The sequence below is a fragment of the Kitasatospora sp. NPDC091276 genome, from assembly GCF_040684355.1.
Classification (GTDB): Bacteria; Actinomycetota; Actinomycetes; order Streptomycetales; family Streptomycetaceae; genus Kitasatospora.
In genome coordinates this window covers 317857-330527 of the sequence record NZ_JBFBFU010000003.1, presented here as the reverse complement: position 1 = coordinate 330527, position 12671 = coordinate 317857, and the positions used below count along the sequence as shown (strand labels likewise).

Sequence of the window (12671 nt, the reverse complement as noted above, 5' to 3'; positions counted from 1 at the left end):
GCCGCCATGCAGGCGTCAGCGCCGCCGCCGTCCGACCGCCCCGTACCCGTTCCCCCCTCCGCCGTCAGCATCCAGGGGCTGTGGAAGCACTTCGGCGGCCAGGCCGCCGTCGCCGGACTCAGCCTGGAGCTGCCGGCCGGCTCCTTCATCGGCCTGGTCGGCCCGAACGGCGCCGGCAAGACCACCACGCTGTCCATGGCCACCGGCCTGCTCCGGCCCGACCAGGGCACCGTCCTCATCCACGGCGGCGACGTCTGGGCCGACCCGGTCGCGGTCAAGGCCCGGATCGGCATCCTGCCCGAGGGGCTGCGGATGTTCGAGCGGCTCAGCGGCCGCGAACTGCTGCAGTACAACGGGCGGCTGCGCGGCCTGCCCGGCGCCGAGGTGGACCGCCGCGCGGAGGAACTGCTGGCCGTCCTGGACCTCGCCCACGACGCCGACAAGCTGGTCGCCGACTACTCCACCGGCATGCGCAAGAAGATCGGTCTGGCCGCCGCGCTGCTGCACAACCCCGACGTGCTGTTCCTCGACGAGCCCTTCGAGGGCGTCGACCCGGTCTCCGCGCAGACCATCCGCGGCGTGCTCAAGCGGTACGCGGCGGCCGGATCCACGGTGGTCTTCTCCAGCCACGTGATGGAACTGGTCGAACAGCTCTGCGACTGGGTCGCCGTGGTCAACGCCGGCCGGGTGATCGCCCACGGCCCGCTGGACACCGTCCGCGGCGGGCGCAGCCTCCACGAGGCCTTCCTCGGCCTGATCGGCGTCCGCGAGGACGACGGCCAGGCGCTCGGCTGGCTCGGCGGGCAGGCCGGCGGACAGGCCGGCGCGCAGCTCGGGGGCGGGCAGCTCGGGGGCGGGCAGTGAGCACCGCTCCCGCGACCGCCCGTACCCCGGTGCCCGACGGGCGGACGGTGGTCCGCGCCCTGGTGGCGCTCAAGCTGCGGCTGCTGCGCAACGGCCTGCGGCGCAGCCCCGGCCGGACCGCCGTGTACGTCATCGGCGGCGTCCTCGGCCTGGCCTTCGCGGCCGGCGTCGCCTTCGCCCTCGCCATGATGAACGGGCGCTTCGACGGCTCCGGGGACGCCGGGGTGATGCTGCTCGGCGTGCTCACCCTCGGCTGGGCGGCGCTGCCGCTGTTCCTCTTCTCCAGCGACGAGAGCGCCGACCCGACCCGGCTCACCATGCTCCCGCTGCGGCCCGGCCCGCTGCTGCGCGGCTCGCTGCTGGCCGCGCTGATCGGGCCCGGCCCGCTGGTCAGCCTGGTGCTGGTGACCGGCGCGGCGCTGTCCGGCGCCAACGGCGGTGCCTCGGCCGCGGCCGCGCTGGTCGGCGTCCCGCTGGCCGTGCTCTGCCTGGTCACGCTCTCCCGGGCGGTCGCCGCCGGCAACGCCCGGATGCTCTCCAGCCGGCGCGGCAAGGACTTCGCGATCTTCGGCGGACTGCTGTTCGCCCTGCTCGTGCAGGCCGCCAACGTCGGCTCGCAGAGCGTCTTCGGCCGGCCCGGGGACCACCTCGACCTCAGCCCGCTGGCGCCGATCGCCTCCGTGCTGCGCTGGCTGCCGCCGGTCGGCGCGGCGGACGCGGCCCGCACCGCCGGCGAGGGGCGGTACGGGCTGGCGCTGTTCCAGCTCGCCGCGGCCGCGGCGCTGCTCGCCCTGCTGCTGCGCTGGTGGCGCGGCAGCCTCCAGGAGCTGATGGTCACCGCCGACTCCTCCACCCTGGAGGTGGCCCGCGGCGTGCAGAGCTCGCGCGGCTGGAGCTTCCTGCCCGAGGGCCGGGTCGGCGCGGTGATGCAGCGCCACCTCCGGTACGCCTGGCGGGAGCCGCGGGCCAAGGCCGCGGTGTTCACCAGCATCGGCATGACGCTGGTGATCTGCGTGCTGTCGATGGTCCAGGGCTGGTCGAGCGTCTACCTGCTGGCGATGACCGGGATGTTCCTCGGGCTGCAGATGCTCAACCTGTTCGGCATGGACGGCTCGGCGTTCTGGATGGTCGCCGCCACCCTGCTCACCCCGGCCGACGCCCGGGACGAGTTGCGCGGCCGGGCCTACGCGGTGCTGTCGTACGCCGTTCCGGTGACGCTGGTGCTCGGGCCCGTGCTGGCCGCCGCCACCGGCGACTGGGCCGGCCTGCCGTCCGCACTCGGCCTCGCGCTCGCCCTGCTCGGCTGCGGCGTCGCGCTCGGCGCGACGCTCAGCGTGCTCGCGCCGTACACCATGCCGGCCGACAGCAACCCGATGCGCAACGCCGCCCCCGGGCAGGGCGGCCTGGTGCTGGTCAACCAGTTCGGCTCGCTGTTCGGTGTGGCGTTGCTCTCCCTGCCGGTGAGCGGCTACCTCGGCTGGGCGCTGCTCTCCGCCGGCCCGACCTGGCCGGTCCTGCTGGTCGGCCCGCTCTACGGCGCCCTGATCGCCGCCCTCGGCATCCGCTTCGCGGCCGGGCGGCTGCTGGAGCGCGCCCCGGAGATCCTGGCCAAGGCCGTCGAGCGCTGAGTCGCCTGCGTCACCCGGAGCGCCCGGTCCCGTCGAAGGGGCCGGGCGCTCCGGCATCATGGGCGGGAGGGCCGGACCGTCGAGGAGAGCAGGGACACACCGTGGGCAAGCGCGCGCAGCAGGACGGGGACGGGGGCGCCGGCCCACTGCTGGAGCAGGCGGTGCGATCGGTGCTGACGGCCCCGGACGAGACGCTGGACCTCGCCCTGGACACCGGGGCGTCGCTGCTCGCCGCCTCGGCCGGGCAGTGGCCGGCGGTCAGCCGGGCCCTGCTGGGGTACGCGGACACCGCCGTCGGCCGCTGCTGGTCCGCCGGGTGGCGTCCGGCCGACCTGGCCCGGGTGGTCCGGCGCGGGCTGAAGCCCGTCCACCTGGCCCTCGCGGTGGACCTGATCGCCGCCGAGGGCCGTCGGCACCCCGCGGCCGCCCTCGACCGGCGCTGGCACGAACAGCTGCGCGAGCTGGAGGCCGAGGTGTGGTGGCCGGGTGACGAGCAGTACCTCGGCGCCTTCGCCGACCGGCACCGGCTGGACCGCTTCGCGCTCGCCACCACCGCCCTGGAGCTGCTGCGGACCTGGGGCCGGCTGCCGCCGATCTCCCCGGTCGGCCCCGCGCCCGGCCGGCGGCCGCAGGCCGAACGCGCCGCCGGCCCGCAGGCCGGCGAACCGCGGATGCTGGCCCGGATCCGGGCGCTGCTGGCCAAGGCCGAGTCCACCGAGTACCCGGAGGAGGCCGAGGCGCTCACCGCCAAGGCCCAGCAGCTGATGGCCCAGCACAGCATCGACGACGCGCTGCTGGCCGCCACCCGCGACGACCGGAACACCCCGGCGGCGCTGCGGATCGGCGTGGACAACCCGTACGAGAGCCCCAAGACGATGCTGCTGGACGCCGTCGCGGCGGCCAACCGGTGCCGGGCGGTGTGGGCCAAGGAGTTCGGCTTCTGCACCGTCGTCGGCTTCGACGGCGACCTGGACGGCGTCGAGCTGCTCTACACCTCGCTGCTGGTGCAGGCCACCCATGCGCTCAACAAGGCCGGCTCCCGCCGGGACTCGCGCAGCAAGGCGTTCCGGCACTCCTTCCTGGTCGCGTACGCGGCGCGGATCCGCGAGCGGCTGACCGCCGCCACCGAGCGCGCGACCAGCGCCGCCGCGGCCGGCCGGCACCTGCGCGAGGACGGCACCGAGGAGCAACTGCTGCCCGACGAGCGGCTGCTGCCCGCGCTCGCGGCCCGCTCCGAGGCGGTGGACGACGAGGTCGGCCGGCTGTTCCCCAAGCTGGTCTCGCAGCGGGTCCGGGTGAGCGACGGCGTGGGCTGGGCGGCCGGGCGCGCCGCCGCCGACCGCGCCGCGCTGCACGGGCGCGCCGGGCAGATCCGCCGGTAGACCTGATAGAACGGATCCCGCCATGAACCAAGGGGGATCGACGTGACGGAGTCGGCGGCCGAATCGGGATACCGCGACCGGGTGCGCGGGGCGCTGCTCGGCGGGGCCGTCGGCGACGCGCTGGGCTGGCCGGTGGAGTTCCAGCAGCTCCACCAGATCCAGCAGCGGTACGGGCCGGACGGCGTGACCGGGCTGCCGGCCGGCGCCGGGCCGGTCGAAGTCACCGACGACACCCAGATGACCCTGTTCACCGCCGAGGGCCTGATCCGCGCGTTCGTCCGCGGCTGGACGGGCGGCGGCGGCTCGGTGCCGGAGGCCGTCCACGCCGCGTACCGGCGCTGGCTGCTGACCCAGCGCCAGGGCTCGCCGGACACCGCGCCGCAGCCCCGCCCGTACGACGGCTGGCTGCTGACCAGGCCCTTCCTGTACGCGTCGCGGGCGCCCGGCAACGCCTGCATGAGCGGGGTGTCCGAGCACCCGGAGTTCGAGTCGCCGTCCGTGATCGGGCAGCCGGGGCCGATCAACCCGGGCTCCAAGGGCTGCGGCACGGTGATGCGCTCGGCGCCGTTCGGGCTGGCACGGCTCGGCGTCGAGCTGTCCTTCGGGCTGGCCGTGCAGTGCGCCCAGATCACCCACGGGCACCCGACCGGCTACCTCTCGGCGGGCGCCTTCGCGGCGCTGGTCGAGCGGCTCGCCAACGGGACCGAGCCGTGGGCGGCGGTCGGCGAGACCGTGGAGCAGATCCGCGAGCTGCCGGGGTCCAAGGAGACGGTGCAGGCGCTGGCCCGGGCCGTCCGGGTGGCCCAGGAGTCGCAGCCGACGGCGGAGTCCGTGGAGCGGGTCGGGCTCGGCTGGATCGCCGAGGAGTGCCTGGCCATCGCGGTGTACTCGCTGCTGGCGACCACCCTCGAACCCGACCCGGTGCGCAGCGCGCTGCTGCTGTCGGTGAACCACTCCGGGGACAGCGACTCCACCGGCGCGGTCTGCGGCAACCTGGTCGGCGCCGCGTACGGCGCCTCGGCGCTGCCCGCCGAGTGGGCGGGGGCGGTCGAGGGCCGGGCCGAACTGCTGCGGGTCGCGGACGACCTGCTGGTGCTGTTCGGCAGCCGCGACCCGGCCCACCCGGCGCTCGGCGGGCGCTACCCGGCCTGGTGACGCCCGGTCCTCCTCCGGCTGCTTCGCCCACTTCGCCCACCTCGCCCGCGGGTCGGCTCAGGACGCCCGCGGGTCGGTTCAGGACGCCTGCGGGTCGGCTCAGGACGCCCGCGGGTCGGCTCAGGACGCCTGCGGGTCGGTGACCTGGCCGAGGAACAGCGGCCGCCCGTCAGCGGTGTCGCGGATCAGGAACAGGAACGGCCGGTCGATGTGCAGTTGGACGGACTCCGGCGCGGCCGGCGCCGCCATCGCCGCCACCCCGGCGCCGCTGCCGGCCGCCGCGACCGTACCGTCCTCGTTCACCTCGACGGTGGCCTTCTGCACCACCGCGCCCAGACCGAGCGGCTCCTTGGCGGTGATGCCGGTGATGCCGGTGAAGTCGGGCGCGTCGAAGGCCGCCTTGACGCCGAGTGAGCGCAGGGCGGGGACGAGGTCGTTGGCCGTGTCGAAGTGGAACCGCGGCAGGGTCAGGTCGACGGACCGCTCGTCGAGCCCGCCGAGGATCCGGTCGAGCTGGGCCTGGTCCAGGCCCTTGCTGAAGGCCGTGTACCCGCCCTGCGCGGGGACGATCAGGTCCATCGCCAACCCGCCTCCCGCATAAGGGAGTTCGACGGCCTGCCAGGGTTCGCCGACGATGCCGCCGGAGCCCTCGGCGTACCGGAGGGCGCCGGTGCGGCTCATCGTGCTCACCGACGGGGTGGAGCCGTCCAGCCGGTGGAAGGGGCGCTCGGAGGTGTTCGCGGGCTTGAACCCGGAGGCCCACGCCGCCTTCAGGTAGAGCGCGTCGGTGAGTGCCAGCCGGGTGTCGGCGGTGATCTGCCGCGGGCCGAAGAGCTCCTTGATCCGCCCCTCGGTGGCCTTCTCCACCGCCGCGTTGATGCTCCTGCGGGCACCGGCCGGGTCCTTGGCGAAGTCGACGGGGCGCACGCCGGTGTCGAAGGCGGCGGCGAGCGTGTCCAGGTACTCCGGGGCGACGGCCAGGCCCTGCTGCGTCCACAGGTCGTCGGACCGGCGCAGGACGACCTGGTCGCCGCCGGCCCGGCTCCCGCCGTCCGGCGCGCCGACGGCGAGGGCGTACTGTCGCGGGTCGAGCCCGGTGTGCAGGGCCTTGGCCAGCTCCTCGGCGGTGGCGCCGCGCGCCCCCGGCAGCAGCATCCCGAGCACGCTCGCCAGCCCGGCCGGCGAGACCACGACGTTGCGCCCCGCCCCGTCCGGCGTCGCGGTCAGCGCGTGCAGCAGGTCCAGCCCGAAGGCGCTGGTCCCGGCCGCCACCGCCGCCACCTGCCCCGGATCCACCGCCGCCCGGCTCCCCGACGTCGAGGCCCGCACCACCACGGGCCCCCCGCCCGCCGCACTCCCGCACCCGGCCAGCGCCGGGCCGACGGCCAACCCGACGGCGAGAAGCAGCCCCACCCGACGGCGGGAACGGCCATGCCCTGCGGTGCTGCGCTTCGTCATGGCCCTTCGACGCACCACCCCCGAACCCGGTTCCGCCCGGGCCCAGAGCGCAGGTCGTCGAGCTCAGTCCCAGAGCGCCCCGAGCTCGAGCAGCTCGTCCCGGTACTCGATCCGCTCCACCCACTCCTGCGGCCAGACCGACTCCCCGTGACGGGCCCCGGCGAAGGCGCCGGTCAGACAGGCCAGGGAGTCCGAGTCGCCGCTGGAGTAGGCGGCCCGGCGGACGGCGGCCACCGGGTCGTCCGGCAGCAGCAGAAAGCAGAGCAGGCCGGTGGCGAAGGCCTCCTCGGCGACCCAGCCCTCACCGGTGGCCAGACACGGGTCCGCTTCGACGTCGGGCGCGGCGAGCGCGGCGTCCAGCCGGTCGAGCACGGCCAGGCAGTCGTCCCAGCCGCGGGCGATGACGTCCTGCGGCGAGTGGCCGTGCCAGCGCGCAGCGAGGTCGCCGAGCCAGAACTCGTCGTACCGCTCGCGGCTCGCCAGCGCGTACGCCCGCAGCACCGCGGGCAGGCCGGCCGGCGGAACGTCCTCGGCGAGCTTGCGGATGGCGTACGCGGTGAGGTCACTGGCGGCGAGTGCGGTCGGGTGCCCGTGGGTGAGCGCGGACTGCAACTGCGCGGCGCCCGCGAACTGGCGGGCGTCGAGTTCGCGGATCAGCCCGACCGGAGCGACCCGCATGTTGGCGCCGCAGCCCTTGGAACCGACGTCGCTCGCCTGCTGCCAGCGGTACGCGGGGCGGCTCAGCCGCTCACAGGCGCGCAGGCAGGTCATGCCGGGAGCACGGTTGTTCTGCGGGGAGCGCCACCAGTCGACGAACTCCTCGCGAACGGGCCGCTCCAGCCGTAGCGGGGTCAGCGGCCCGCGCTCCAGGGCAATGCGCAGACCTCGGCCGAGGGCGAGGGTCATCTGGGTGTCGTCGGTGACCAGCGCCCTTTGGGGCAGCGGAAGTTGCCGCCAGTCCGGGTGGTCGTCGGCAATCATCTCTACCGTCTTGAACTCGGTCACCCGGCCGATCGCATCCCCGATCGCCAGCCCCAGCAGTGACCCCGTCGCCTTGCCCACAGCTCTCCCCCGTTCCTCGAACCGACCCCGACCTGTCCCAGACCTCGATCTAGACCTCGACCACCAGTTCCCTGAGGCCCCGGATCACGTAGCCCGGGTTCCACTCGGGTTCGCGGGCCAGGCGCAGGCCGGGGGCGCGGCGCAGGAGGGCGCCGTAGGACTCGGCGAGTTCCAGTCTGGCGAGCGGGGCGCCGAGGCAGAAGTGGATGCCGGCGCCGAAGGTGATGTGGGGGTTGTCGGTGCGGCCGAGGTCGAGGCGGTCGGGGTCGGTGAAGCGCTCGGGGTCGCGGTTGGCGGAGCCGAAGAGGAGGGCGACCTCGGAGCCGCGCGGGATGGTGACGCCGCGCAGCTCGATGTCCTCCAGGACCCACCGTTCGAACAGCTGCAGCGGGGTGTCCCAGCGCATCAGCTCCTCGATGGCGGTGGGCAGGAGCGCGTCGGTCGCGCCGCGCAGCCGGGCGAGTTCGCCGGGGTTGCGGAACAGCGCCCACCAGCCGTTGCCGGTGGTGTTGACGGTCGCCTCGTGGCCGGCGTTGAGCAGCAGCACGCAGGTGGAGATCATCTCCTGCTCGCTGAGCGCGTCGGAGCCCTCCTGGGCCTGGATCAGCGCGCTGATCAGGTCGGTGCCGGGGGCGGTGCGGCGTTCGCGGATGAGGGCGCGCAGGTAGTCGGAGAACTCGGTGCTCGCGGTGACGGCCTTGCGGGCGGCCTCCTCGCTCGGGTTGAGCTCGTACATGCCGGTGATGTCGGCGGACCAGGGCCGCAGCAGGTGCCGGTCGCCCTCCGGCACGCCGAGCATCTCGGCGATCACGGCGACCGGCAGCGGCTCGGCGACGGCGGCGATCAGGTCGCCGCCGCCGGCCGCGAGCAGGCCGTCGACGAGTTCCGCGGCGAGCCGCTGGACGGTCGGCCGCAGGCCCTCGACCATGCGCGGGGTGAAGGCCTTGGAGACCAGCCGGCGGATCCGGGTGTGGTCGGGGGCCTCCAGGTCGAGCAGCCCGAAGTCGTTGAGGGTGTGGAAGGGCTCGTGCGCCGGGTCGGGTTCGGGCCGCCCGAACTCCTGGTGGCTGAAGCGGTGGGTGTAGGTGCGCCCGAGCCGCCGGTCGCGCAGGAGCGCGCTGACGTCCTCGTGCCGCGAGACGAGCCACTGCCCGGTCGGCTCGAAGTACGTCACCGGCGCGTGCTCACGCAACTCGGCGTACGCGTCGTACGGGTGGGCCACGAACGCCGCCGACCAGGGGTCGAACTTCGCCGTCGTCGTCATCGCTCGATCACTCCAGGCCATGAGGGGGGAGCCGGAAGGATCATCGTACGCATGCGGTTCACCCGTTTTTAAGCCCCTTCTTCAGAGCCCCTCCCCCACCAGCCTGCGCACCAGGGCCGGCAGCGCCTGGGAGATCGGCTCGCGGATCACCTCGTCGGCGGCCTCGTCGTACGGCGTCGGCTCGGCGTTCAGGATGATCAGCTTCGACCCGGTCCGCACCGCGTTGTACGGCAGCGCCGCCACCGGGAACACCTGAAGGCTGGTACCGACCGCGATGAACACGTCGCAGGCGCGGGCGATCGAGTCGGCCTGCCCGAGCACCTCCTGGTCCAGGTTCTCGCCGAACATCACCGTGCGCGGCTTCAGGATCCCCCCGCACGCCCGGCAGGCCGGGTCCGGCTCGCCCGCCTCGACCCGCCGCAGCGCCTCCGCCATCGGCCCCGTCGCCGCGCAGCCCAGACACTGCACCTCCAGTGCGGTGCCGTGCAGTTCGAGCACCTTGCGCGGGGCCAGCCCGGCCCGCTGGTGCAGCCCGTCCACGTTCTGGGTGAGCACCCGCAGCGGCAGCCCCGAGCGCTCCAGATCGACCAGCGCCCGGTGCCCGGCGTTCGGCTCGGCCCCCAGCACGCCCGTCTCCAGCCTCAGCCGCCACGCCCGCCGCCGCACCTCGGGATCGGCACGGTACGGGCCGATGGTGACCAGGTCCTGGGCCGACGGGTCCCGCTGCCAGAGCCCCTGCGGGCCGCGGTAGTCGGGGATGCCCGAGTCGGTCGAGATGCCCGCGCCGGTGAGGACGGCGATCAGGGGGCGTTTCGCGTTCATGCCCCGGACGGTACGGGCGGCCCGGTTCGGGGCGCCAGCGGAAATCCGGGTGCGCCGCGCCAACTACCGCCGCACACTGGGCCGGTCACCCCACCACTTGCCAAGGAGCCCCGTGCAGGGAGCAGTCAGCGTCTCGCCCGTCCAGATTCCCGAGTTGCTGCTCGGGCTGGCCACCGTCCGGCCGGTGTTCCTCTGGGGCGCGCCCGGGATCGGGAAGTCCTCGCTGGTACGGGAGTTCGCCGAGTCGCTCGGCCTGGAGTGCGTGAGCCTGGTCGGCACCCAGCTCGCCCCGGAGGACCTGATCGGTGTCCCTCAGCTGACCCCGGAGGGCCGTTCCCGGTTCTGCCCGCCCGAGCAGATCGCCCGCGACGAGCCGTACTGCCTGTTCCTGGACGAGCTCAACGCGGCGACCCCGGACGTCCAGAAGGCGTTCTACTCGCTGATCCTGGACCGCCGGATCGGCTCGTACGAGCTGCCGCCCGGCTCGATCGTGATCGGCGCCGGGAACCGCGCCACCGACGGTGCGCTCGCCCGGCCGATGGCGTCCGCGCTGGTCAACCGCATGGTCCACGTGCACCTGCGGGCCAGCGCCGCGGACTGGCTGCGCTGGGCGGCCGGCGCCGGCATCCACCCCTGGGTCATCGACTACGTCACCGACCGGCCCGACCACCTGTGGTCCGCCCCGCCGAAGACCGAGGAGCCGTTCTCCACCCCGCGCGCCTGGCACATGCTCTCCGACGCGCTGCACTCCTTCGGCCCCACCCTGGACGAGGAGACCCTCAAGGTGCTCGCGTACGGGCTGCTCACCCCGCAGCACGCGATCGCCTTCTGCGGCTACGCCAAGATCGTCCGCAACGCGTACGGCCTGGAGGCGATCCTCAAGGGCGACGCCCGCTGGCCGCACCGGCTGGAGGACCGCGACCTGCTCTACTACCTGGCCGACGCCTTCCGCGGCCGCCTGGTCAAGGAGCTGCCGGCCAGCAAGGAGCACGCCTCGGGGGCGCAGCGGCAGACCGCCTTCCGGGCCAAGTCGCTGCTGGTGCAGCTGGCCGAGATCTCGGTGGAGGTCGCCCAGACGGTGATCGCCGACGGCGCGGACGGCAATCCGGTGCTGCCCTCCTGGTTCCTGATCGAGGCGGCCCGGGACATGCCCCGGCTGGTCGAGGCCCGCCGGTGAGTCCTTCCGTCCAGAAGGGTGCGAAGAAGCCGGACCCGGGCGCGGAGGTCTTCGCCGAGGGAGTCCGGCTGCTGCGCCGGAATCCGGCCTTCGACGCCGTGCCCGCCGATTTCTGCCGCCGGGACGACTGCGGGCTGGCCCCGCCCGGCGGCTGGGCGGTGGTCGACTCCGACGGCACCGTGCACGTCAACCCGCGCCGCCGGGCCGAGCCGGAGGAGTGGGCCTGGGTGCTGGCGCACTGCCTGCTGCACCTGGGCTTCGGCCACGTCCCGGCCGCCCGGGGTGTCCGGGTCCAGCCCGACGTCTACGAGGAGGCGGCCCGCTGCGCGGTGGTGAACCGTTTCCTCGCGACCTTCCCGGTCGGCCGCCCCCCGGTCGCCCTCCCGCAGGAGTACCCGGGCGGCGACGAGGAGGAGCTGGCCGCCCGCTGGCGCCGCGACGGCCTGCCGCCCGCCGTCACCGCCGGGACGGCCGGCACCGCCGACCACGACCAGCTGCTGGTCGAGTGGCAGAACTACGGCCACACCCCGAAGGACTGGTCGACGGCCTTCGCCGCCGCCCTCACCCGCACCATGTCCGCCGCGATGGACCGGGCCGGCGGCCGTTTCGACCAGGAGACCGGCGAGCGCCTGCCCGTACGGCCGTGGACCAGGGCGCTCGGCTGGTTCGTCTCCTCCTACCCGCTGCTCGGCGGCATCGCGGCCGGCCTCACCGTCGTCGCCGACGCCGAACTGGCCCGCGCCCACGGCATCACCATCGCCGCCGTCAACGCCGAGGCCGGCGAGGTCTACATCAACCCGCTGCGCCGGCAGACCGACGAGGAGTGGCGGTTCATCCTCGGCCACGAGATGCTGCACGCCGCCCTGCGGCACGGCGAGCGCCGCGGCGGCCGGGACCCGTTCCTCTTCAACGTCGCCGCCGACTACGTCATCAACGGCTGGCTGCTGGAGATGGGCGTCGGCGACATGCCGGAAGGCCTGCTGCACGACCCGCAGCTGAAGGGGCTGTCGGCCGAGGAGGTGTACGACCGGATCGTCCGCGACGAGCGCCGGATCCGCCGGCTCGCCACCCTGGCCGGCAAGAACCGCCCGGACATCCTCGGCGCACCGCTGGACCGCGGCCCGCGCGACTACGTGGACCTCGACGACTTCTACCGCCGCGGCCTCCAGCAGGGCTTCGAGCTGCACCAGCGCGAACGCGGGCTGCTGCCCGCCGGGCTGGTCGAGGAGATCCGCGCCCTCGCCCACCCCCCGCTGCCCTGGGACGCCCGGCTGGCCCGCTGGTTCGACGAGTTCGTGCCCCGCCCGGAGCCGGTCCGCAGCTACTCCCGGCCGGCCCGCCGGCAGTCCGCCACCCCGGACATCCCCCGGGCCGGCCGCTACCACCCGCCCGAGGAGGTGCCGCGCTGCACCTTCGGCGTCGTCCTGGACACCTCCGGCTCGATGAACCGGGTACTGCTCGGCAAGGCGCTCGGCGCGATCGCCTCGTACGCGGCCGCCCGGGACGTGCCCGCGGCCCGGGTGGTGCACTGCGACGCCGCACCGCACGACGCCGGGTACGTCCCGGTCGGCGAGATCGCCGGCCGGGTCCGGGTGCGCGGGCGCGGCGGCACCGAGCTGCAGCCGGGCGTCGACCTGCTGGAGCGGGCCGAGGACTTCCCGCGCGGGGCGCCCCTGCTGGTCATCACCGACGGCGCGTGCGACGTGCTGCGGGTGCGCCGCGAGCACGCCTTCCTCGTCCCCCGGGGCGCCGGGCTGCCGTTCACCCCGCGCGGACCGGTGTTCCGGATGAGCTGACGGGCGCCCGCCCCTCCCCTGCGGGAGCGGCCGCCCGTCCGTACCGCCCGGTCGGACCAACAC

At 74.7% G+C, this 12671-nt stretch carries 10 protein-coding genes; 6 read left to right on the top strand and 4 right to left on the bottom strand.

The genetic code is table 11. From position 1 onward, the window contains the following. Positions 1-6 precede the first annotated feature (6 nt). The 4 genes from AB0O19_RS05495 to AB0O19_RS05480 all read left to right on the top strand — a co-directional run bounded on the left by AB0O19_RS05495 (position 7) and on the right by AB0O19_RS05480 (position 5029). Entirely contained in the window at positions 7-864 is an 858-nt protein-coding gene (locus AB0O19_RS05495) for an ABC transporter ATP-binding protein (RefSeq protein ID WP_363617979.1), read from the top strand. Then, the gene (locus AB0O19_RS05490; RefSeq protein WP_363617977.1) at positions 861-2492 is read left to right on the top strand and encodes a transporter; all 1632 of its coding nucleotides are present in this window, start codon (positions 861-863) and stop codon (positions 2490-2492) included. Before AB0O19_RS05495 ends, AB0O19_RS05490 begins: the two co-directional genes overlap by 4 nt. A gap of 101 nt (positions 2493-2593) precedes the next feature. Then, positions 2594-3874 (top strand): DUF2786 domain-containing protein, encoded by a 1281-nt coding sequence (locus AB0O19_RS05485; RefSeq protein WP_363617975.1) that lies wholly within the window; start codon positions 2594-2596, stop codon positions 3872-3874. A gap of 42 nt (positions 3875-3916) precedes the next feature. Beyond that, positions 3917-5029: an ADP-ribosylglycohydrolase family protein gene (locus AB0O19_RS05480; protein ID WP_363617973.1), complete on the top strand. Its 1113-nt coding sequence runs from the start codon at positions 3917-3919 to the stop codon at positions 5027-5029. 120 nt (positions 5030-5149) lie between these two features. Here AB0O19_RS05480 and AB0O19_RS05475 read toward each other — a convergent pair whose 3' ends face one another. The 4 genes from AB0O19_RS05475 to AB0O19_RS05460 all read right to left on the bottom strand — a co-directional run bounded on the left by AB0O19_RS05475 (position 5150) and on the right by AB0O19_RS05460 (position 9635). After that, on the bottom strand, positions 5150-6325 hold the full coding sequence (locus AB0O19_RS05475) for a serpin family protein (RefSeq protein WP_363617971.1): 1176 nt from the start codon (positions 6323-6325) through the stop codon (positions 5150-5152). A gap of 225 nt (positions 6326-6550) precedes the next feature. After that, positions 6551-7549 carry an ADP-ribosylglycohydrolase family protein gene (locus AB0O19_RS05470; RefSeq protein WP_363617969.1) on the bottom strand — a complete coding sequence of 333 codons (999 nt, stop codon included), beginning with the start codon at positions 7547-7549 and terminating at the stop codon, positions 6551-6553. Positions 7550-7598: 49 nt separating this feature from the next. After that, a complete protein-coding gene (locus AB0O19_RS05465; protein ID WP_363617967.1) occupies positions 7599-8813 on the bottom strand; it encodes a cytochrome P450 in 1215 nt (404 codons plus the stop codon). An 81-nt stretch (positions 8814-8894) separates the two neighbouring features. Next, complete coding sequence (locus AB0O19_RS05460) at positions 8895-9635, bottom strand: Sir2 family NAD-dependent protein deacetylase (RefSeq protein ID WP_363617965.1); 741 nt, start codon at positions 9633-9635, stop codon at positions 8895-8897. Between the two features lie 112 nt (positions 9636-9747). Between AB0O19_RS05460 and AB0O19_RS05455 the strand changes: the two genes are divergently transcribed. Together AB0O19_RS05455 and AB0O19_RS05450 are read left to right on the top strand one after the other, a co-directional pair. Beyond that, positions 9748-10812, top strand: a complete 1065-nt coding sequence (locus tag AB0O19_RS05455) for a MoxR family ATPase (protein WP_363369345.1) — start codon at positions 9748-9750, stop codon at positions 10810-10812. Further along, positions 10809-12608, top strand: coding sequence for a hypothetical protein (locus AB0O19_RS05450; protein WP_363617963.1), 1800 nt, complete (start codon positions 10809-10811; stop codon positions 12606-12608). Before AB0O19_RS05455 ends, AB0O19_RS05450 begins: the two co-directional genes overlap by 4 nt. Positions 12609-12671: the final 63 nt, after the last annotated feature.